At 44.2% G+C, this 20,983-nt stretch carries 21 protein-coding genes; 15 read left to right on the top strand and 6 right to left on the bottom strand.

Going from position 1 to position 20,983, the window contains the following annotated elements:
* Window positions 1–2 precede the first annotated feature (2 nt).
* The 11 genes from R7O03_RS03560 to R7O03_RS03510 all read left to right on the top strand — a co-directional run bounded on the left by R7O03_RS03560 (window position 3) and on the right by R7O03_RS03510 (window position 10,444).
* Window positions 3–1,055: a glycosyltransferase gene (locus R7O03_RS03560; protein WP_318131503.1), complete on the top strand. Its 1,053-nt coding sequence runs from the start codon at window positions 3–5 to the stop codon at window positions 1,053–1,055.
* Window positions 1,021–2,268, top strand: a complete 1,248-nt coding sequence (locus tag R7O03_RS03555; RefSeq protein WP_318131501.1) for an O-antigen ligase family protein — start codon at window positions 1,021–1,023, stop codon at window positions 2,266–2,268. The genes R7O03_RS03560 and R7O03_RS03555 overlap by 35 nt, the downstream gene beginning before the upstream one ends.
* Window positions 2,269–2,283: 15 nt before the next feature.
* Window positions 2,284–3,117 (top strand): putative capsular polysaccharide synthesis family protein, encoded by an 834-nt coding sequence (locus tag R7O03_RS03550; RefSeq protein ID WP_017821256.1) that lies wholly within the window; start codon window positions 2,284–2,286, stop codon window positions 3,115–3,117.
* A complete protein-coding gene (locus R7O03_RS03545; protein WP_005385852.1) occupies window positions 3,114–4,145 on the top strand; it encodes a glycosyltransferase family 4 protein in 1,032 nt (343 codons plus the stop codon). Before R7O03_RS03550 ends, R7O03_RS03545 begins: the two co-directional genes overlap by 4 nt.
* A gap of 8 nt (window positions 4,146–4,153) precedes the next feature.
* Window positions 4,154–5,461, top strand: coding sequence for an oligosaccharide flippase family protein (locus tag R7O03_RS03540; RefSeq protein ID WP_213867405.1), 1,308 nt, complete (start codon window positions 4,154–4,156; stop codon window positions 5,459–5,461).
* A gap of 2 nt (window positions 5,462–5,463) precedes the next feature.
* Window positions 5,464–5,859, top strand: a complete 396-nt coding sequence (locus tag R7O03_RS03535) for a VanZ family protein (protein WP_033906760.1) — start codon at window positions 5,464–5,466, stop codon at window positions 5,857–5,859.
* Window positions 5,860–5,926: 67 nt separating this feature from the next.
* Window positions 5,927–6,247, top strand: a complete 321-nt coding sequence (yqfB, locus tag R7O03_RS03530) for a N(4)-acetylcytidine aminohydrolase (protein ID WP_005385855.1) — start codon at window positions 5,927–5,929, stop codon at window positions 6,245–6,247.
* Window positions 6,248–6,297: 50 nt separating this feature from the next.
* The gene (locus R7O03_RS03525; RefSeq protein ID WP_005385858.1) at window positions 6,298–6,897 is read left to right on the top strand and encodes a TetR/AcrR family transcriptional regulator; all 600 of its coding nucleotides are present in this window, start codon (window positions 6,298–6,300) and stop codon (window positions 6,895–6,897) included.
* 151 nt (window positions 6,898–7,048) lie between these two features.
* Window positions 7,049–8,083 carry an NADP-dependent oxidoreductase gene (locus tag R7O03_RS03520; protein ID WP_115386773.1) on the top strand — a complete coding sequence of 345 codons (1,035 nt, stop codon included), beginning with the start codon at window positions 7,049–7,051 and terminating at the stop codon, window positions 8,081–8,083.
* Window positions 8,084–8,097: 14 nt separating this feature from the next.
* A complete protein-coding gene (locus R7O03_RS03515; RefSeq protein ID WP_005375238.1) occupies window positions 8,098–8,715 on the top strand; it encodes a glutathione S-transferase family protein in 618 nt (205 codons plus the stop codon).
* A 289-nt stretch (window positions 8,716–9,004) separates the two neighbouring features.
* A complete protein-coding gene (locus R7O03_RS03510; protein ID WP_033906756.1) occupies window positions 9,005–10,444 on the top strand; it encodes a catalase in 1,440 nt (479 codons plus the stop codon).
* A gap of 195 nt (window positions 10,445–10,639) precedes the next feature.
* On the opposite strand, the gene R7O03_RS03505 is transcribed toward R7O03_RS03510, so the two are convergent.
* The 4 genes from R7O03_RS03505 to norV form a co-directional block, all read right to left on the bottom strand.
* On the bottom strand, window positions 10,640–11,518 hold the full coding sequence (locus tag R7O03_RS03505; RefSeq protein ID WP_017821261.1) for an NAD(P)-dependent oxidoreductase: 879 nt from the start codon (window positions 11,516–11,518) through the stop codon (window positions 10,640–10,642).
* Between the two features lie 184 nt (window positions 11,519–11,702).
* Entirely contained in the window at window positions 11,703–12,041 is a 339-nt protein-coding gene (locus R7O03_RS03500) for a DUF1971 domain-containing protein (RefSeq protein ID WP_005375231.1), read from the bottom strand.
* A 42-nt stretch (window positions 12,042–12,083) separates the two neighbouring features.
* Window positions 12,084–13,232 carry an NADH:flavorubredoxin reductase NorW gene (norW, locus tag R7O03_RS03495; protein WP_137283057.1) on the bottom strand — a complete coding sequence of 383 codons (1,149 nt, stop codon included), beginning with the start codon at window positions 13,230–13,232 and terminating at the stop codon, window positions 12,084–12,086.
* 8 nt (window positions 13,233–13,240) lie between these two features.
* Window positions 13,241–14,743, bottom strand: a complete 1,503-nt coding sequence (norV, locus tag R7O03_RS03490) for an anaerobic nitric oxide reductase flavorubredoxin (RefSeq protein WP_411977460.1) — start codon at window positions 14,741–14,743, stop codon at window positions 13,241–13,243.
* A gap of 190 nt (window positions 14,744–14,933) precedes the next feature.
* On the opposite strand from norV, the gene norR reads away from it, so the two are divergent.
* The 4 genes from norR to azu all read left to right on the top strand — a co-directional run bounded on the left by norR (window position 14,934) and on the right by azu (window position 19,089).
* Window positions 14,934–16,466, top strand: coding sequence for a nitric oxide reductase transcriptional regulator NorR (gene norR, locus R7O03_RS03485; RefSeq protein WP_318131498.1), 1,533 nt, complete (start codon window positions 14,934–14,936; stop codon window positions 16,464–16,466).
* Window positions 16,467–16,864: 398 nt separating this feature from the next.
* Window positions 16,865–17,383, top strand: coding sequence for a hypothetical protein (locus R7O03_RS03480; protein WP_005375218.1), 519 nt, complete (start codon window positions 16,865–16,867; stop codon window positions 17,381–17,383).
* 267 nt (window positions 17,384–17,650) lie between these two features.
* The gene (locus R7O03_RS03475; RefSeq protein WP_318131496.1) at window positions 17,651–18,301 is read left to right on the top strand and encodes an HAD family phosphatase; all 651 of its coding nucleotides are present in this window, start codon (window positions 17,651–17,653) and stop codon (window positions 18,299–18,301) included.
* Window positions 18,302–18,636: 335 nt separating this feature from the next.
* Entirely contained in the window at window positions 18,637–19,089 is a 453-nt protein-coding gene (gene azu / locus R7O03_RS03470; RefSeq protein WP_005375211.1) for an azurin, read from the top strand.
* Window positions 19,090–19,314: 225 nt separating this feature from the next.
* On the opposite strand, the gene R7O03_RS03465 is transcribed toward azu, so the two are convergent.
* On the bottom strand, window positions 19,315–19,665 hold the full coding sequence (locus tag R7O03_RS03465; protein ID WP_053303838.1) for an ethanolamine utilization protein EutQ: 351 nt from the start codon (window positions 19,663–19,665) through the stop codon (window positions 19,315–19,317).
* Window positions 19,662–20,978 (bottom strand): FAD-binding oxidoreductase, encoded by a 1,317-nt coding sequence (locus R7O03_RS03460; protein WP_318131493.1) that lies wholly within the window; start codon window positions 20,976–20,978, stop codon window positions 19,662–19,664. Before R7O03_RS03460 ends, R7O03_RS03465 begins: the two co-directional genes overlap by 4 nt.
* Window positions 20,979–20,983 lie beyond the last annotated feature (5 nt).

The raw sequence follows: 20,983 nt of genomic DNA, 5'->3' as shown, positions 1-20,983 counted from the left end.
TCATGAAAACCAAGATTCTACATATTATCAATGATCTTTCTCAGAACGGCGGTGCTCAGAAGTTCTTAGTCGACCTTGTTTTAGAACATAAGCCTGAATACGAAATCAAAATTTTGGTCTTGTGTTATGAAAATGATTACTTACCAATGCTATCCGCCCAAGGTATAGAGTGTTTTAACTGGCGCACATTGTCATTGAGTGAGAAATTCTCTTTGCTGCGTTGGCCGGATGTCGTTCACGGGCACCTCTACCCTTCCATTTACCTAGCGCTATTGGCGGTAGGTAAAAAACGAATCCAGACTGAGCACTGTTCTTATAACCGTCGACGTGACTATCCGCTGTTTAAGTTCATGGAATACGTCTTATATTGGGGCCACGACTTGACGGTCAGTATTAGTGAAAAAGTACAAGATGAACTGGTGAAGTTCATGCCTCGCTACCAACACAAATATCACGTGGTGCACAATGGCGTTGATTTAAAAAGGTTTTCTATGACGCCAAGATGCGCCAGCCACCTAATCGACAAACAAGTTATCAAGATTGGAATGGTGGGCCGACTTCACCAACATAAAGATCATGAAACGCTTATCCAAGCACTTATCCATTTACCAAGACGATACGAACTCCACCTTGCGGGAGATGGAGAAAAAAAATCGTCACTGCAAGCATTGGCAACAAAAATCAACGTCGCGCAACGTGTTCACTTTCATGGCGTAGTTTCTGACGTTCCAGCCTTTTTGAACGACATGGATATTTACGTGCAATCGTCGCACGTCGAAGGCTTTGGTTTGGCGGCGGTTGAGGCAATGGCAGCAGGCTTACCCGTACTATCGTCGGACGTACCTGGTTTGGATGACGTCACCGGACGTGCCGAATATTTATTTCAAGTTGGTAACGCCACTGAACTGAGCCAAAAAGTTCTCCAACTGTGTGAAAGTGTTGAGCGGTATAACGCTGCAAGTCAATACTCCGTCAATAGGGCCTCTCTCTACACCATCGATAAATTTCGTGAAGGTTACTATGGAATCTACCAGCAGCTTTGCGCCAACAAATAATTCCGCGCCATCGAGCCATCGCGCCTCATTGCTTGCAGCATGCCTATTAGCATTATTCTTTATTCCTATGAAGTTTCGTGCTGGAGGAATAGCGCTAGCCCCATCTGACATCGCAAGCCTTTTGTCCATTGGTTTTACTGCATTAGTGGTATTGGAAGGAAAAGCTGAAAAACTCATGCATCCCTGTATGGGGTTCCTCGTATTGTTCACTGGGTATGTGTTCATAAATGGTCTGCTAAATCGCGTCCCTTCAATGCCGCTAGTTATAGAAACTGTGCAATGGTTAGCGATTTTGTGCCTACTGAGCCTAATGTACGCCTATGGCGTGTTTGATGACGAACGGGTAATGGTTTATTTCACGTATCTGTTGTTTTTCATCTGTACGCTCGTTGCCTTATGGCACTTTGCTCAGGGTTATCAAAGCGGGTTTAAGTTACTCGGGGTAAGTAAATACGGGTTCGGTGTACTGTGCTCACTACTGTACCTTTATCGAGATAAAATTCGCGCTTTCCACCTTTTGATGCTCGTAGCTTTAGTATTACTGGTGTTGTCACAAGAAAGAAAAGCGCTACTTGGTTTTTGTCTGCTTTTCTTCTTTGACCAACTGCTCGTAAAAAACTTAATGAGAAAATCGCTCAGCGAAACGTACACGTGGACGATTTTATTAGCCTTAAGCTTCATTGTGTTTACTGCCGTCACAACCACACTCTACGTTGGGTTTGAAACGCTAGCAGACACATTGGAAATAACCCAAGAAGACGTCTTATTTGCCAACCAAAGTGAAGCCCGCTGGGTATCGAATCTTCATAGAAAACTTTTACTTGCCAATGGGCTAGATATTTTATTTCAACACCCGGTGTTAGGTGTCGGCGCGAAAATGTTACCCAACTTTATGATCAGTTACTTTAATTATGATGAGCTGGCGATCTACACCCACAACTTTGTGTTAGATACCGCAATTGAATACGGATTGCTTGGTATCGGTCTGCTGTTTGGTGGTTATTTTCTTTTTATTCGCTTTTGCTTCCGTAGTCTTAATGAAAACAGAAAAAGCCTATTACTTGCGATATACGCCCTCATCATGGTGTTTTTCGTTGCGGTAAACACCACCATAATTTTAATACTCTTATTACCCGTCATGATCAGCATGAGCAACGACTCAAGGGCCATTGCTCATACTTTTCCGGTAAACCATCACCACGAATATGAATAATCAAGGATAGGATAGATGAAGTATTCAATCTCTCGACAATTTGAAAAGAACCGAGAACTCCAAGCTGATAATTTTGTTTTAGTTTACCAAATGGGCAAAGTTGGCTCCTCATCAATTGAGCACACGCTAGGGGAGAAAAATATCCCGAGCTATCACATCCACACCTTTGATGATCACGAAGAATTTCACATGTATCACAATAAAAAAGACGTGAGTAAATTCTTCGACTTCCGAAACCGCGCACTCTATCGCTTAGTGCTCAAGCAGCGAAAACGTATCTTACAAAAACGCGAGCAGATTAAAATCGTTACGCTGGTCCGCGATCCAATCGCAACTGTCTTTTCTCGCTTCTTTCAAGATCTCCATTTGCAATTTATCGAAGGCAAAAAGAACGATGCAATTCACCGAGATATGGAAGTCACGTATCAGCACCTCGAGCATTGCTTTGATAACTATATCAATCTCAACTATTTTGCGGACTGGTTCGACAACGAGTTAAAGCGTAATTTCAATATCGATGTGATGCGCCAAGAGCTGGACAACACTCAACCTTTCTTCACATTCCAGAACGCTCAGGCCAACGTCATGCTAATCAAATGCGAACAGCTCAGTTCTCTTGATAAAGAAATCGGTGAGTTTCTTGAGTTGCAAGACTTCGTGCTAAAAAACAGCAACGAAGCGAAAAACAAGTGGTACTCCAATATCCACCAACACTTTAAGAATCACTACGACTTCTCAAAACTGTTCTATATGTACGATCTTCCCTTGTATCGCCACGTTTATTCAGAGCAAGAGCGTGATGCTTTTAAACACAAATGGATGCAAACACCAGGGACAAAATCATCATGAAGAAAGTACTCCATGTTACAGAAGCGTTTGGAGGTGGCGTTCAAACCGCCCTCTATAGTTATGTTCACTCATCCAGAGACGAGCCTTATCAACATTTCTTGCTAGCCAGAGCCCGAGAAAACGACTTGACCAATGAGAACAACCACCACATTTTCGTACAGACAAAGTGGGTAGAAGGCGGCTTGCTTCAATTTATTCGCGATGCAAACCACATGATTGCATCACTTGGTCCCGACGTCGTGCATTTGCACTCGAGTAAAGCGGGATTTCTCGGCCGATTTCTAAAGCTTGGCAAGGCACGCTTGGTTTACACACCGCACTGTTATGCCTTCGAACGTGAAGATATCTCAGAGCTTGCACGCCAGATCTATAAAGCACTAGAGAAAGTAAAATTGAGCAAAATTGATGTGGTTGCAGGCTGTAGCCAACGAGAGTGTGACCTAGCCATTAGCATTGGTGCGAAACGTGCCGAACTGCTCAACAACTACGTGTCTTATCAAAGTGAAGATCGTATAGAGCGAAACAAGCAAGAAGCGCTGAAGCTCGTTGTACTTGGTCGTGTCGCGCCCCAAAAAGATCCTCAGTTTCTTATCAGCACATTGCAGTTCCTTAATCGGTATGCGCTTAACCGCCCGATAGAGATCACATGGATAGGTGGCGGTGACCACGTACTCGAACAGAAATTACGCACTGAAAATGTGGATGTAACGGGCATGCTGCCTCGCGATGAGGTAGTTGAAAAGCTCAAGGGTTCAGACCTTTATCTACATACTGCAGCATGGGAAGGGATGCCGTTAACCATTCTAGAAGCATCCAAGTTACATCTTCCTATGGTTATTCGGACCATCGGCGCAACCAAAGATCTCAACTACCCGTTTTTAGCGCTCACACCTGAAGAAATGGCCAAGCAGATCGCGCATTGTGTCAATCATTATGAAGAGATCGATTTTCGCCAATATACAGCAGAATTAAACGATGCCTTCAGTGAAGAAAAACAGCGCCTCGCACTCAATAATATTTACGGTTAAATGCCCCTATGTTTCACACTGTTCAACAAAAATTACTGTTGATGCCCAGCGGTAAAAAAAGCTTGTTATCTACTGGATTAAAAACCGCAATCACGCGTGTGTTGAGTGCGCTATTTGCTTTTTTACTGACTCTGATTGTATCGAAGACCAGTGACGCTTCGACGGCCGGTCAATTTTTCTTTTTATTCAACCTAGTCTCGCTACTCGCTATTGTTTCTCAGCTAGGTTTTGATGTCTCGTTAGTTCGTTACAATGCGATCGCTTTTAATAACAAAGAGAAGCTTGAACAAAGCCAAAACTATAAAACCGCACTTTATCGAAGTATGGCATTTTGCTTGCTCGCCATAGGCGTTTTGTTGGCAGGGTTTAATCTGTTTCCAGAACAGCTAAACCAGACTCAATCACCAATGTATGCGATTACTTTATGCTTGCTTTGTATACCTTTCTTGGTGCTTGCGCAAACCAACAGTCGGGTGCTTCAAGCATGTAGAAAAGTCGTATCATCTCTGTTTGCGTTGCAGCTTGGGGTAAGCATGTTGATGGTCATTTTTGTCTTTGCCCTAGACTATATCGGTCAGCAAAATATCAACAATCTAATGACCGCACTGCTTTTAGCGAGCATAGGCGTCGCGGTCATATCCAGTGCCAATTGGCTTGGCTCAGATCAATATCAAACATCGGCTTTCGTACCAAACAAAAAAATGGTCGCTTCTGCCAAGCAAGTCTGGGTTGGCAGTATCTTCACGAATGTTCTTCAATGGGGAAGCCTTGTTATTGCGGGCTTTTTTATCTCAACAGCGGAAATCGGTTTGTTAGCCGCAGCCCAACGCACATCACTACTGATTGGCTTTGTGCTGATTACCATTAACTTTGTGGTCGCCCCGATGTTTGCCTCTCTCTACAAAGAGCGTCAAATGCGCAAACTGCAGAACCTGAGCCGCTTGGCGTGCCGAGCCAATGTTGGTTTAGCGATTGTACCCGTAATTATTTGCACCCTCTTCCCCGAGTTTGTAATGCAGTTTTTTGGTGAGGAGTTTCTCGCCGCGGCACCACTATTAGTCGTCCTTTCTCTGGGGCAGTTAGTCAATGTTGCGACTGGTTCAGTAGGTTTTTTATTATTAATGAGTGGTCATGAGAGAACCATGAAATACATTACAATTTCCTCCGGTACGGTGTCCATCTGCCTACTTGTTACGCTTTGTCAAATGTTTGGTGTGATTGGTGCAGCGTGGGCAATGGCAATTGGCATGGCTATCCAGAATTTAGCTGCACTGTACTTTGTAAAACGTTACTTAGGCTTCTTTCCAATAGGTTAATTATGGCTTTAATACTGGCACGCACGAGTTTTGTTTTAGTCCTGATGCTAACCGCTTCACTCTCTTTGTGGAAAAGCTCTGACCTACACCATACTGCTTACCTGCAAATGGAAACCTACTTAGGCGGATCAAGTACGCTTCACTTTACTTTCAGTTTATTGATCGGCTTTTTATCGGTCTTCACGTTCCCTTCTCTGGTGAGCTCGAATAAAACCGACGTTTTTGGGATTCGTCTTTTGCTACTGCTGTTAGCTATCGTTTCAATGGAAGAAATAAGCCAACTTTTTATTCCAAATCGATCATTTAGTTTTGATGATCTCAGCACCAACTGGATAGGCGTTATCTCAGGTTACTTTAGTGCCAAGTTAATTCGCTTCATCCGCGCTCGATCGTTCTAGTAATACAGGAATCTCTGGGGGATTTGGGTATATAATTACGCCAAACAACCAGACTAACGAGTACATCATGCCATCTCATCCAACCAAGATTACTTTTTTTGAATTCTTAACCCCGTTGATCACGTCAGGCAAAAAGACGATAACGATTCGAGATGAATCAGAAAGCCATTACGTTCCCAATACAGAAGTCGAAGTTTTTACCTTAGAAACGGATCGTAAAGTCTGCGATATCAAGATACGTTCTGTAGAACCACTTCACTTTGAAGATATTAATGAGTTTCATGCCGAACAAGAAGCCATCGAACTACCAAAACTCAAGCAGCTAATTCGAGAAATCTACCCAAATACCGACACGCTCTTTGTTATTGAGTATGAGCTGATTAAATAACCCACAACAAATACTAGACGACTGGTCTAATTCATTCTATAGTACACTTCATGAACGCAAAGACGAATGACACACGCCAACATATTCTCGACGTCGGATACGAGTTGATCGTAAACCGAGGGTTCACAAGTGTTGGTCTTTCAGAGCTATTAAAAAAGGCCGCAGTGCCAAAAGGCTCGTTTTATCATTACTTCAAATCCAAAGAACAATTTGGTGAAGCGATGATTCAAGACTACTTTACTAAGTATTTTGAGCGTTTAAACGCACGCTTTACCAATACTGAACTGAGTGGCTACCAACGCCTAATGAGCTATTTCGAAGAAATGGTCAAAGTAGAAGACGACGTGTGTAATGCGAACAAATGTTTATTGGTTAAGTTAAGTGCAGAAGTCTCCGATCTCTCTGAGTCAATGCGCTTGGCATTACGCCAAGGAGCAGACAAAACCATTCAAGCGATAGCGGATTGCATTGACATCGGCATTCAAGATGGCTCAATCCCCAATGGTGACAGTGCGTTATTAGCAAGGCAGATATACTACCTTTGGAATGGCGCTAGCTTGCTGAACAAACTTTATCAAGATCAGGCAGCATTGACGCAAAGTCTGACCTATACTCAACACTTACTGCAGAATACGCGCACTTGCCCATAATGGGCGGCGTGGAAGCAGAATGAACACCCTACACACGTTTCACTGTCAGAAAAAGCGTCAGTGTTAACACAGTAAACCTTCCCGCTTTAAATAAGCGGGATATTTTGAAACAAATACTAGACGACCGGTCTAATCAACAAGTGAGATAGATATGACTAACGCAACAAATCGCAGAATCGTACTCGCGTCACGTCCCCATGGTGCACCGACACAAGAAAACTTTCGTTTAGAAGAGGTAACGAAACCGACTCCGAAAGAGGGTGAAATGCTATTGAGAACGGTTTATTTATCTCTAGATCCATACATGCGTGGTCGCATGAGTGATGCCGAATCATACGCTGACCCTGTTGCAATTGATGACGTAATGGTCGGTGGTACAGTTTGTCAGGTAGAAGCATCAAACCACCCAGATTACGAAGCAGGTGAATGGGTTCTTGCCTACACTGTTGGCTGGCAAGACTACGCTATCTCAACTGGTGAGATGGTCATTAAACTTGGTAAAGAACCGCAAAATCCTTCTTACGCGCTAGGCGTTGCAGGTATGCCAGGATTTACCGCGTACATGGGTTTACTCGACATTGGTCAGCCAAAACCAGGGGAAACCATCGTGGTAGCAGCTGCTACGGGGCCTGTAGGCGCAACAGTTGGTCAAATTGGTAAAATCAAAGGTTGCCGAGTTGTTGGTATAGCAGGCGGAGAAGAAAAATGCCGTTACGCTAAAGAGGTACTTGGTTTCGATGAGTGTATTGATCACAAAGCTGAAGACTTTGCAGAACAACTGAAAAATGCCTGTGACAAAGGTATTGATGTTTACTTCGAAAACGTAGGTGGCAAAGTATTCGAGGCTGTAATGCCACTTCTGAATACAAATGCGCGTATCCCACTTTGTGGTTTGATTTCTCAGTACAACGCGACAGAGCTGCCTGAAGGTACCGACCACCTTCCATTACTAATGGGTAAGCTCCTGACCAAACGAATCAAGGTGCAAGGCTTCATCATTTTTGATGATTACGGACATCGTTACGGTGAGTTTGCGCAAGATATTAATCAATGGTTGGCAGAAGGAAAGATCCAATACCGCGAACATCTAGTACAAGGACTGGATAATGCGCCAGAAGCATTCATCGGTCTGTTGGAAGGTAAGAATTTCGGCAAGCTTGTAGTACAGATTAACGACCCATTATAAAAAGGGATATGTAAATGATTAAACTTCACCACCTCAATCAGTCTCGTTCAAAGCGCATCATTTGGTTACTGGAAGAGCTAGATGTAAATTACGAGATTGTACCCTATGTCCGTGATTCCGTGACCTTCATGGCACCGCCAGAACTAAAAAGTGTTCACCCATTAGGAAAGTCACCTGTTCTTGAAGATAACGGCGAGATTATCATTGAGTCGGGTGCAATGACCGAATATTTGATTGAGAAATACAGTGACGGAGCCTTTGCTCCTGAGCGCGGTACAAAAGCACACACAGAATATTTGCAATGGATGCACTTTGCAGAAAGCTCCGCAATTTTACCTATGCTGCTAAAAATCTTCGTAAGCAAAGAGCCAAATGAAACTCAGTTTTTATCAGGCTATGCCGACAAGGAAGCAATGAATGTACTAGGCTACTTCGAGCAATCCTTAGAAGGCAAAACTTACCTAGTAGAAGAGCGTCTGACTGGCGCAGACATCATGATGTCTTTCATTGTCGAATTGGTTCAAAAGTTTGGTTTAGTTAATCACTTCCCTAATATTGAACGTTATGGGAAACAGCTCGCGACACACCCAGCATTTGCAAAAGCTGAACAACTTGAAGTGAAGTACTCTTAATTACTTCCCCCTTTCGCCCCTTTGATGACACGTAAAACTTCATTTAAGGGGCGATATTACTAGCATCGCAGACACGCTAACTGGATAGCGCTCCCCCCAGTCAATCGTATTCGAGAACGTCGATTGTTATGTCAATCAAGCTAATGTAGTAAATTTCTGATTCTAATATAGTTTCGATCATAGTCACCATCTATTGAATTGATAAGCAATATCAGTTTTCTCCTCCAGCTTTTCCGTAATAACCTCCTCTACAGTTTCTAAGGTATTGAGCCCTGGAGGGGGAAGAAAAATGACAAACAAGAAATTGACTACAGCAGCAGGTTGCCCTGTCGCACATAACCAAAACGTTATGACTGCAGGTCCTCGTGGCCCTCAACTATTACAAGACGTTTGGTTCCTTGAAAAATTGGCACACTTTGACCGCGAAGTGATCCCTGAGCGTCGTATGCACGCAAAAGGTTCTGGTGCTTACGGTACGTTCACAGTAACGCACGACATCACAAAATACACTCGCGCTAAAATCTTCTCTGACATCGGCAAAAAAACAGAACTATTTGCTCGCTTCACTACCGTAGCTGGTGAGCGCGGTGCAGCAGACGCAGAACGCGACATCCGTGGTTTCGCACTTAAATTCTACACTGAAGAAGGTAACTGGGACTTGGTTGGTAACAACACACCAGTATTCTTCCTACGTGACCCACTAAAATTCCCAGACCTAAACCACGCAGTAAAACGCGACCCTCGCACTAACATGCGTAGCTCTACCAACAACTGGGATTTCTGGACATCACTACCAGAAGCATTCCACCAAGTGACTATCGTAATGAGTGACCGTGGTATCCCAGCGTCTTACCGTCATATGCATGGTTTTGGTAGCCACACATTCAGCTTCATCAACGCAGAAAACGAGCGTTACTGGGTGAAATTCCACTTCAAAACTCAGCAAGGCATCAAAAACCTAACTGACCAAGAAGCAGAAGCAATCGTAGGTAAAGACCGCGAAAGCCATCACCGTGACCTTTACGAAGCGATTGAGCGTCAAGACTTCCCTAAATGGAAGATGTACGTACAGATCATGCCTGAGCTAGAAGCGGATGAAGTCAACTTCAACCCATTCGACCTAACACGTGTATGGTCTCAAAAAGATTACCCACTGATCCCAGTTGGTGAGTTCGAACTGAACCGTAACCCAGAAAACTTCTACGCAGAAGTTGAGCAATCAGCGTTCAACCCAGCAGCAGTAGTACCTGGTATCGGCTTCTCTCCAGATAAAATGCTACAAGGTCGTCTGTTCGCTTACGGCGATGCTCAGCGTTACCGTCTAGGTGTGAACCACCATCAAATCCCAGTGAACGCACCTCGTTGCCCTGTTCACAGCTACCACCGCGATGGCGCAATGCGCGTTGATGGCAACTTTGGTTCAACACTGGGTTACGAGCCAAACTACAAACAAGAATGGGCAGAGCAACCAGATTACTCTGAGCCACCTCTACGCATCAATGGCAACGCTGATCACTACGATCATCGTGTAGACGAAGACTACTTCAGCCAAGCGGGTGACCTATTCCGTCTGATGAGCGAAGAGCAACGTCAAACTCTGCTCGATAACACAGCTCGCGCAATGGACGGTGTACCAGAGTTCATCCAACAGCGCCACGTTCAACACGCATACCAAGCGGACGAAGCGTACGGCAAAGGTCTTGAAATTGCACTAGGCTTAAACAAGTAAGCGAACGCTGCAATCATTACACTGTGTGATTTAAAGACGAAAAAAAGGAGGTGCTCTACAGCACCTCCTGATTTCAAATCACTAATCCTTAATCACAAGTCACAAACCATGCTCAAGGAGATTCATTATGATTAACTTAGATTTCTTTAAGCTCTTTGATACCAAAGAACTGTTTATCTATTACTGATTCATCAACTACTGATTTTTAGCTACCGCTTTGATCAGTACTGATGTATCCATGCGACCTAAACCATCACGTTGAAGGTCTGCGTATTGCTCATCCACTTTCTTAGTCAGTGGAAGTTCTAGACCCACTCGCTCAGCTTCTTGCAGACAGAAACCTAAGTCTTTGCGCATCCAATCAATAGCGAAGCCAAAATCGAACTTGTCTTCAGCCATCGTATTTGCGCGGTTTTCCATCTGCCAAGAACCTGCAGCGCCATGCTTAAGCGTTTCTACAACTTGAGCGATGTCCAAGCCTGATTTTTGTGCCAGCAACAAAGCTTCACTCAGCCCTTGTAAAACGCCACCAATACAGATTTGGTTTACCATCTTACAGCGTTGACCCTGACCGTTTTCACCCAGTAGCGTCATCTGCTTCGCGTACACATCCATCGCCGGAGACACACGGTCAAAAATGCTTTGTTCACCACCACACATGATGGTTAGAACACCATTTTCTGCGCCCGCTTGACCACCAGAAACTGGCGCATCAATGAAGTGATTACCGTACTTAACACACGCTTCAGCCAGCTCAACCGCTAGGTCTGCAGAAGTCGTCGTGTGATCCACTAACACTGCATCCGCTTTCAAACCGACCAGAATGCCTTCTTCACCGTAAACAACGCTACGAACGTCATCATCATTACCCACACAGGTAAAAACAATGTCACAGCCTTCTGCGGCTTCACGTGGTGTTTCACAAGCCACACCTTGGTATTCTTCAGCCCACTTATCGGCTTTCGCTTTTGTGCGGTTGTATACTTTGGTTTCAAAGCCCGCTTTACTTAGGTAACCAGCCATTGGGTACCCCATCACACCCAGACCAATAAATGCTACTCGTTGTTTTTCCATTGCACGCTTCCCTTAGTTCACCTGACTGAAATGTTTCGTAACATGCTACTAAAGAATTGAAATCATTACTCGTGATTTCTCTTTCCACGGTCTCGATGATCCAGTATTTCAGTTCGTTTATTGCGCCTTCTACACCCCTTTACTTGACGATTAGCATAACAGTCAAAGCACTTAAAAAGGTTTACTACTGCTTAGCATGGAACATCGCTTGCCCACTCTTGTCCTTATTCGACCAGAAATTGATGTTGAACTGAGCATCATCGCTCATCTCAATACGGTGCCAGTACTGCGGTGGGCTGGTAGCAAACTGGCCTGCATTAATCACCACCACTACTTCTGCTTCTGTGGCATTTTCATCAGCAAAGCCGTAGTAAGTCACTTGCCCTTCCATGACGCAAAGCTGTCCAAACACTCCCTCAGCGGTATTGTGATGAGTCAGTAGCGCTGGTGGCACATTGTCTTTAGTGAAGAAAGGCGTTGAACGTTGAACAGTCCAGTCTTTAGGAATTCGTAGATGCGACATAATAATACCCTCTCTAATTACAATTCTTTTCGTTTAAATCGGTTAAGCCTGAGCGGCTTGAGACAACTCTCGAAGCAATGGAAATGCTTGGCTGACTTGTTCGCCCGTCACGACGAAGCCCATGAGTCCGCTATTTTCATCTTCAGCCTTTGCGGCAATACCAGTTTGAGAAATCTGCACACTCCAATTCGTCACCGAACTAAAATCGCCCGCCAGTTGAATTGGGTAGCTCGGCGTTTTCACCTTTACCATCATAGGCGGTAGTTTCAACTCTGCTTCTTGCCCCAGTAGTTGTTTGCCCAAAGCATTGGCACTTAGCACGATCGGTTGGAGGTACGGCATCATTCGACCTTGGATCTCAGCACAATCGCCTAATGCGAACACATTGGCTGCTGATGTCTGTAATCGAGCATCCACCTCGATGCCTTTATTGACACTCAACCCACAAGCCTTCGCTAACCAAGTGTTAGCACGTAAACCCGCAGCTGAAATCACTACATCGGCTTCGATTTCCTTACCTTTGCTCAAGCTTGCCACCAGCGAATCATCCGAGTGATTGATCGCGACAACTCCAGTCTCTAAGGCAAGTTGAATACCTTGCTGCTTAAGTTGGTTCTCCAGCGGCAATGCAACAAATTCAGGAATCAAGTTAGCGAGCAAACGGGAATTTGGCTCAACCACCGTAACGGCTTTACCACTGGTTGCGAGATCCATGGCGATCTCGACGCCGATCAAACCACCACCCATTACTAGAATTCGTTCCGCGCGGCTAATTTGCTCTTCCGCTAATTGATATTCTTGCAGCGAGTTCAGCGTTATCACCTCAGGTGCTGCACCACCAGATATTGGCGGCACAAAGGCTTTCGCGCCTGTCGCAAACACCAGTTTGGAATAAGGATAGGTTTGGCCGTTGGCGACCACTTGCTGAGCTTGCACGTCGACATGCTCAACCTTGGTATGGGCGAACAGTTCGATGTTGTGTTCCTGTGCAAACGCCTCACCACTTTTAACTACCAAGTCTCGGGCAGTTTGCTTGTTACTGAATACATGACTCAAATCGGGCTTGTTGTATTCCGCGCCATCATCAGCAGTAAACACTTGCAGCGGAATATGTGCGTCCATTCGACGCACTGTTTTCACCAATTGGTAAGCCGCAAAGCCGCTACCAATAATCACAATAGGTGCTTGCATATTCCCTCCTAACCGTTGTATTCAACGAAAACGTCTTTACCTAAATGGCATTCTGGGCACAAGAAGTAATCTGGCACTTCCGACCAAGCTGTACCCGGTTCAACACCTTGGTTAGGCTCGCCTTTAGCTGGGTCGTATACCCAATTACAAACCGTACAAACCATGCATTGACAACCTGCAGGATGCGCCTCGGTACTAGGGTTGCTAGGAGCAGTATCTACTACCGCCTGTGTTGTAGCTGGCGCAGCAGGTTGTGATTGAACTTGTGGTGCAGACGCAGCAATTGCCGGAGAAATAACAGGACTTGTCAGGTCATGCTTTGCCCATAATTTCGCGATGTTTTGACCATGTTCGCGACATTCACGCATCGCTTTACCATCTGGTCGCCATTTGGTTTTCAAACTCACTGCGGTTTCAAAGCCTGCGTCGGTCAATCGAGCATGGATACGCTCCACCGCGCCACCATTCCAACCGTAACTACCGAATGCAGCGGCTTTCTTCGCTTTAAAGCGCAGACCGGTAATTTCTTCTAGCATGCCTGCGATCTTCGGCATCATGACGTTATTCATGGTAGAAGAACCAACCAAGATGCCTTTTGAGCGGAATACGTTGGCGAGAATTTCATTCTTATCATGCTTAGAGACATTAAAGACTTTGACCGCCACACCAGGATCGACATCGTGAATGCCTTGCGCGATTGCATCGGCCATCATTCGAGTGTTGTTTGACATTGAATCGTAGAAAATCGTAATGCGATCTTCTTGATAATTGTCTGCCCATGCTAAGTATTGCTCGATGATTTGAACCGGATTATCGCGCCATACAATACCGTGTGACGTGGCGATCATGTCGACAGGCAAATTGAAGCTCAGCACTTCTTTGATTTTTGCGGTTACCAAGCTGCTGAATGGCGTTAAGATATTTGAGTAGTAACGCAAACACTGTTCCATCAACTCATTTTGATCCACTTCATCATTGAACAGACGTTCATCGCAATAGTGCTGACCAAATGCGTCATTGCTGAATAACACTGCATCGCCCGTTAGGTAAGTCATCATGCTGTCTGGCCAATGCAGCATCGGTGCTTCCACGAAGACTAATTGCTTACCGTTACCAATATCGATACTGTCGCCCGTTTTTACGGTTTTGAAGTTCCACTCAGGATGGTGGTGATGACCCACAATCGAATCAATCGCCGCTTCTGTACAGTAAATTGGCATGTTCGGAATCTTCTCCATCAATGCCGACAATGCGCCTGAGTGATCTTCCTCTGCATGGTTTACCACGATAAAGTCGATAGACTTAAGGTCGATTTCCATCTCTAAATTTTGGATGAATTGTTGACTGAATCGATGATCGACCGTATCAATCAATACGGTTTTCTCTTCACGAATTAGATAACTGTTGTAGCTGGTACCTTTTGTCATTTTGTATTCTGTACCGTGGAAGTCTTGAACTTCCCAATCGCGTTGACCTACCCAGTGGATGTTGTTTTTTACGTGAATTGTCATAATTACTACCTTGAATGACGGGATAAACAAAAATAATTTCTTCTTGTATTGCACTGGGCGCGCCAACTTTTAATTGCTATATATTTCAATATCTTAATTAAAACCCAACTTTAATGACTGTCATTTAGACACAGTTGAAAATAGTCATTTAGACACTACAATAGTCATATTGACACAATCGGTATTGGCTATGACTTCTTTAATCGCGCAATGGCTACACATCACGCAAGACCTTAACTCGGCGCTCACTCAACAGGCTCGCTTTGATACGTTATTAACCACGATTCGAGACGTATTGAAGTGTGACTCTTCTGCCCTTCTTTTGTATGAAGACCAGCACTTTAAACCTTTAGCGATCAATGGATTGGCGAAAGAGGTCCTTGGACGCCGTTTCTCCATTGAGCAGCACCCAAGATTAGAAGCCATTGCCCGAGCAGGCGATATCGTGCGCTTTCCCTCCGACAGCGACTTACCTGATCCATACGATGGCTTGATTCCAAACCACGATGACAAACTACATGTCCATTCCTGCATTGGTTTACCTTTGCTGATCGACGATCAACTGATTGGTGCCATTACGATTGACGCCTTCGACCCCAACCAATTTGATGGGCTACGCAACCAAGAGTTACGTTTTGTCAGCGCGTTGGCAGCCGGTGGTCTACACACTGCACTCCTACTAGAACAACTAGAGACACAAGCGAGCCTGCCACGTGATTCTTACGCCGAGAAACGCACCTTAAGTAATGAAATCATTGGCAACTCTCAGGGTATGAAGAATCTTCAAGAGCAGATTGATGCCGTCGCCGATACGGAACTGTCTGTGTTAGTGATGGGAGAAACAGGCGTAGGTAAAGAGTTGGTTGCCAGCGCTATTCACCATCGCTCTAGCCGCTCTAACAATACCTTGGTTTACCTCAACTGTGCGGCGCTGCCAGAATCAGTCGCGGAAAGCGAGTTGTTCGGACATATCAAAGGCGCATTTACGGGCGCAATCAGCAATCGTAAAGGTAAGTTCGAACAAGCCGATGGCGGCACACTGTTTTTGGATGAAGTCGGCGAACTGTCGTTAGAACTGCAAGCTAAGTTACTTCGAGCCCTACAATACGGCGACATTCAACGTGTGGGTGATGACCGCCATATTCGAGTCAACACACGCATTGTCGCCGCCACTAACCGTATATTGCATGAAGAAGTGACTGCTGGGCGCTTCCGAGCCGACTTGTATCATCGTTTAAGCGTCTTCCCGCTTCATGTTCCACCTCTTCGTGAACGTGAAGACGATGTGGTGTTACTCGCAGGCTTTTTTGCCGAACGCTTAAGAAGCAAATTGGGCTTGAATAGCATTCGTTTGTCTCCCACTTTGGTGCAGACACTCAAAGACTATTCATGGCCAGGCAACGTGCGAGAGCTTGAACATGTCATTAAACGTGCTGGTGTTTTGGCAAAAGCGCGTACCCACGCCATGGACATTGAGTTAGTTGAGCAAGATTTTGATATTCGAACGCCGAATCAGAACATCAAGAACGTTGAAAAAACGGAACAAAAATCTCGGCTTGAGCTACCAAAAGGCGGATTAAAGCCTGCCACAGACGCCTTCCAAAAAGCGATGATTGTTCGAGTTCTGGAAGAAAACCAAGGCAACTGGGCAGCAACGGCACGTCAGCTTGAATTAGATAACGGCAATTTGCACCGATTAGCAAAACGGCTGGGGATAAAATAGACACTAACGAATATCACCTAATATGGCATATTCATCGCCAAATAAAGAGCCGATGCCCAACCGCTCACTCAGCCCACTATAAGTAGTGAGCTGAGTGCTCAGATAGAATAGCCACCTAAGTTTGACGGTATTTTCTTCTAAATTTTATTGTCTTGAACCACCTCACAGATTTAATAACCCTTAACAATAAACACAATAATAGTTAAGGTATTTTTATGAGCCAGATCTAATAAAATTAAATATATAGTATTTATTTTAAGAATCTAAACTTTCAAAGTTCATCATAATAAATACAACCTCTATGTATACACTTTACCTTCAAAAAACATCAAAATATAATCCCTTCGATAAAAACACTTAAATGAATTTAACTGTATAAAAGTGAGGAGAATAAAAATATGGGATATGGGGCGACAGTATATTCATTAGATACTGAAAAGGTTTTTAACGTACTAAAGAATGAGCGTAATCCAGAGCTAGAAAAAGCCATCATGGAAAGGTGTCAAGACTCCTTTAAAGTGATTAATGAAATGCTGGAAAGTAGTGGCGAAAGCATCCGAGCTGAAGAGCTTCTTATGCAGATGCTGTCTGAAGAGATAAAATACAGTCACTTGGGTTACGCCTATGCTTACTTGCTTGAAGCTATATGTAAGATAACTGGTTATTACTTATCCAATAACTCTTGGTATCCTTGCGATGTAAACGATTTCTGCGATATTCCATTCACTAATACCGATTATCCTATAAAATTCCCATTCCCTGACGATTTCCCTGTTGTTTTTATGATAAAAAATCAAGATATTCACCAAGATAACGTTGACTTCGGAGGCTTATCAGAGCAACAAATATCTGAAGTCAAGAGCTGGTACACTCATGCAGTCGTAAACAATCGTGATTTGGTATTATTTTATTATTAATTTTAACTATTAATAAATTATCCAATAGTTAAAATAACAATAGAATATTAATAAAACTCTAGCTTATATTAAGATAGAGTTTTATCTATTTAACTGAATTTTATAATTTTAAAAACATTATATTTCACACCTAATTTATAGACTCTGTGTATAGTGTGTTCAGAGGCAATGTGAACTCATAGGATCAAAATCAAGTTCTAATTTTTAGAAGAAAAACCGATCGGCTTGTGTCAAAATGCGCCATCCCAACCAAAAAGTCTTAATGTAATGAACTACCAAGCTGCTATTTTTGATATGGATGGTTTGCTCCTTGATACTGAGCGCGTCTGTATGCATATTTTCCAAGAAGCATGTGAAGCCCAGAACCTACCCTTCTATAAAGATGTTTACCTTTCAATCATTGGTCGCAATGCAGCGGGCATTGAAGTGATTTTTCGTAAAGCTTATGGGGATGATCTTGACCGCTTACACCAAGAGTGGCGCGACCGTTACGACGCTGTGGTTAAGCACCAAGCGATACCGGTAAAAGAAGGGGTGATTGAGCTGCTTGAGTGGTTGAAAGGCCAAGGGTTGCCAATTGCAGTCGCCACTTCTACAGCAAAAGAAGTGGCACAGAAGAAGTTGGAGTTCGCGGGCCTAAGCAAGTATTTCGACAACTTAACGACAGGCTGTGAAGTGTCACACGGCAAACCTGATCCAGAGATCTACCTGCTTGCAGCAAGTCGTCTAAGCGTAGATCCAACCAAATGTCTCGCCTTTGAAGATTCAAATAATGGCGTACGTGCTGCGGTAGCAGCGAACATGATCACTTATCAAATTCCTGATTTGGTTGAGCCTTGTGACGAAATAAAGCAATTAGGCCATACTGTCGCACCTTCACTGCATGATGTGTTGCACACGTTAAAGCAAACTCGCTAGGCCTACTTGTCGTCTGTTCTCTAGAAGCTCAGCAATTTAGCTGAGCTTCTTTCTTGAAACCTCTCCAATACCGTAAAACCAAACAATTCTGCCACCCGTTTAGAGAGATTATTTTCACCTTAACTCTGGCTAATCACGACTTTTGATTTAACTCACGCAATCGCATGAAATAAGGCATTTGAGTGATCAAATAGCGGAACTGACCAGTACAAGCTTGCAACAAAACGTCAATATACCGATTGAAGCACGTTTTTGGAGTGAAAATTGGCTGATAATGAGAACTATTGGATAAGATCAATCCAAGTCAGCCTAAAATACAAAATGGAGAGTGTTATATGTCTTTACGTTTATTAGCAACAACCTTCGCATTAGTAGGAATGAGCTTTGGTGCCCAAGCCAGTGCCGAGTGTGAAGTGTCATTAGATGCTAACGATATGATGCAGTTTTCTACTAAAACATTGAGCGTACCAGCCACTTGTAAAGAGGTAAAACTAACGCTGAATCACACAGGTAAGATGCCAGCGCAATCGATGGGTCACAACGTGGTCATCTCTGACACAGCCAACCTACAAGCAGTCGGTACTGATGGCATGGCAGCTGGAGCAGAAAATAACTACGTAAAACCAAATGATGATCGCGTCTACGCTCACACAAAAGTAATTGGTGGCGGTGAAAGCACCAGCATTACGTTCAGTACTGAGAAAATGAAAGCCGGCGGTGACTATTCATTCTTCTGTTCGTTCCCGGGTCACTGGGCAATCATGCAGGGTAAATTTGAGCTAAAATAAAAGATTTAGCCAAGCCAAAAGAAGACTCATTATAGGGAAGCCAAGGCTTCCCTTTTTGATAGATAAAATAGCAATTGAGAAAGGTCTAACACGTCTGGAAACGTGACCAAGAAACTAGCAAGTAAGAAACCCTTGCTCCACTGAGATTAAGTTCTTTTACGAAAACTCATGGGTAAAAATCGGATTTTTGTTTTGCCTTTCCGAAACACTACTAAATGATAAAAGTCATTCAATACCATGTAACTCTTTCCAGTTTCCTGGATGAACCACATAGCCGAACAGAGCATGCCCACCATAAACCAATTCAGTCCCTTCCGGTATCCACAGCATCTGACCTGGGTGCACAAAATGTGTTTCACCATTTGCGGTCAGCTCGAAACAGCCTTCAATCACGAAAATAACTTCATCATAAAGCACTGTCCAAGCCACTTTAGCGCCTTCCCATTTAGCAAAGCCTACGCCTATGTTTGGTGAAATTTCTGGGCTTAACGCCCTTGCAACATACGCCATTCCCGGCGTATCACCACGAACATTGAAATCTAGGTTTTTACTATCAACGAGTTTGACTTGCTTCATAATTCACTCCGGCTTTGCCATTTTGCTAATTGGATACATGTTTTTACTCCCAAACCTAAAAAAGGCTCTGGCGGATTCAAACAAGGCATTCCTGTCACTTGCTGTATGTCATCCAATGATTTAGATGTCGCACCAACGACATAGTCAGCTAACAGTGTTCCAGAAATGGTTCCCCACGCAGCACCAACACCATTGTCGCAAGCGCTGGCATAAACACCTTCATCTAATTGACCAAAAAAGTTAGTAAAGTTACGAGAGATGGCATACACCCCACCCCATGTGTGAGTAAATGGTACGTCGGCCAGCTCGGGATAACGCGCCAGAAAGACCTGACGATGATCGTCGCGAATTTGTTCTCTGACTTTATCGTTCATGCTTGAGCCATATTTCGGCACGTGTTTGTAAGTATTGCGGATCAAAATACGTCGATCGGCGGTCATACGTAACGTCGTTCCCGCATGATCAGCTGGAGTTAACCCCCAATTCAGCTCACCTCCGTATCGCTGCATTTCTGCGTCGGTTAATGGACGCGTCCAGCTTGCAAACGTCATCACTGGAAGTAGTCTGTTTTTAAGATAACCAAACTCCCGAGTAAAAATGCTGGTCCCAAGCAGCAGTTCAGGGGCTTCAACAGAGCCACTATCTCCATGTAATACCCAGCAACCGTTTTCTTTACTGAGCTTGCGGATTGGCGAGTTCTCTAACACCTCGACGTTCTCTGGAAGGCTTTCCCCTAGCCCACGCACCAAAGCAGCAGGTTGCATTAAATAACCACCTGGCGTGTAAATTGCGCGGCTGTAGTAGTTTGTTCCCAAGACTCTCGCCAGCTCACTGCCATTAACATGGAAGTATGGTTCGCCAAGGTCTTTCATTAGGTGCTCAAAGTGATCGAGATACGCTTCACCGCGCGCCCCTACGGCTCCTTGATATTTGCCCTTTGCTGACCACTGACAAGAAATACTGTGCTTCGACACTAAAGTGTTTAGCTGAGCAATCGCAGAACGGTTGAGTGATAATAACTTTTGCTTGTGCTCAGGGTCGGGATGCTCAAGTGAAAACTTATGAGGCAAATCGATAACAAAGCCCGAATTTCTTCCTGAAGCCCCTTGGCCGATACGTTGCGCATCAATCAGTATAATTCGTGCATTAGGCATAAGTTCAGCTAAACGTCTTGCCATAGCTAGGCCTGCGAAACCGGCACCTAACACGGCATAGTCAGCACTTTGTTTACCTTTTAACGCCGATTTTTCTGGAATACTTGGCAACGCATGGTACCAACCACACGTCACGTCATCATTGGGTAAATGAATCATCTTTT

Source organism: Vibrio sp. Vb2960 (assembly GCF_033337665.1).
GTDB lineage: Bacteria > Pseudomonadota > Gammaproteobacteria > Enterobacterales > Vibrionaceae > Vibrio > Vibrio alginolyticus.
Note: the sequence above shows the minus strand (reverse complement) of the source record. Positions and strands in the feature narration are given on the sequence as shown.

Coding starts and splice junctions, on each gene's coding strand:
- norW (WP_137283057.1), bottom strand. CDS start 13,232: ATGCAAGCACCTATTGTGATTATTGGTAGCGGCTTTGCGGCTTACCAA.
- norV (WP_411977460.1), bottom strand. CDS start 14,743: ATGACAATTCACGTAAAAAACAACATCCACTGGGTAGGTCAACGCGAT.
- R7O03_RS03560 (WP_318131503.1), top strand. CDS start 3: ATGAAAACCAAGATTCTACATATTATCAATGATCTTTCTCAGAACGGC.
- R7O03_RS03475 (WP_318131496.1), top strand. CDS start 17,651: ATGAACTACCAAGCTGCTATTTTTGATATGGATGGTTTGCTCCTTGAT.
- R7O03_RS03545 (WP_005385852.1), top strand. CDS start 3,114: ATGAAGAAAGTACTCCATGTTACAGAAGCGTTTGGAGGTGGCGTTCAA.
- R7O03_RS03520 (WP_115386773.1), top strand. CDS start 7,049: ATGACTAACGCAACAAATCGCAGAATCGTACTCGCGTCACGTCCCCAT.
- yqfB (WP_005385855.1), top strand. CDS start 5,927: ATGCCATCTCATCCAACCAAGATTACTTTTTTTGAATTCTTAACCCCG.
- R7O03_RS03555 (WP_318131501.1), top strand. CDS start 1,021: ATGGAATCTACCAGCAGCTTTGCGCCAACAAATAATTCCGCGCCATCG.
- R7O03_RS03540 (WP_213867405.1), top strand. CDS start 4,154: ATGTTTCACACTGTTCAACAAAAATTACTGTTGATGCCCAGCGGTAAA.
- R7O03_RS03460 (WP_318131493.1), bottom strand. CDS start 20,978: ATGATTCATTTACCCAATGATGACGTGACGTGTGGTTGGTACCATGCG.
- R7O03_RS03525 (WP_005385858.1), top strand. CDS start 6,298: ATGAACGCAAAGACGAATGACACACGCCAACATATTCTCGACGTCGGA.
- R7O03_RS03500 (WP_005375231.1), bottom strand. CDS start 12,041: ATGTCGCATCTACGAATTCCTAAAGACTGGACTGTTCAACGTTCAACG.
- azu (WP_005375211.1), top strand. CDS start 18,637: ATGTCTTTACGTTTATTAGCAACAACCTTCGCATTAGTAGGAATGAGC.
- R7O03_RS03515 (WP_005375238.1), top strand. CDS start 8,098: ATGATTAAACTTCACCACCTCAATCAGTCTCGTTCAAAGCGCATCATT.
- R7O03_RS03465 (WP_053303838.1), bottom strand. CDS start 19,665: ATGAAGCAAGTCAAACTCGTTGATAGTAAAAACCTAGATTTCAATGTT.
- R7O03_RS03535 (WP_033906760.1), top strand. CDS start 5,464: ATGGCTTTAATACTGGCACGCACGAGTTTTGTTTTAGTCCTGATGCTA.
- norR (WP_318131498.1), top strand. CDS start 14,934: ATGACTTCTTTAATCGCGCAATGGCTACACATCACGCAAGACCTTAAC.
- R7O03_RS03510 (WP_033906756.1), top strand. CDS start 9,005: ATGACAAACAAGAAATTGACTACAGCAGCAGGTTGCCCTGTCGCACAT.
- R7O03_RS03550 (WP_017821256.1), top strand. CDS start 2,284: ATGAAGTATTCAATCTCTCGACAATTTGAAAAGAACCGAGAACTCCAA.
- R7O03_RS03505 (WP_017821261.1), bottom strand. CDS start 11,518: ATGGAAAAACAACGAGTAGCATTTATTGGTCTGGGTGTGATGGGGTAC.
- R7O03_RS03480 (WP_005375218.1), top strand. CDS start 16,865: ATGGGATATGGGGCGACAGTATATTCATTAGATACTGAAAAGGTTTTT.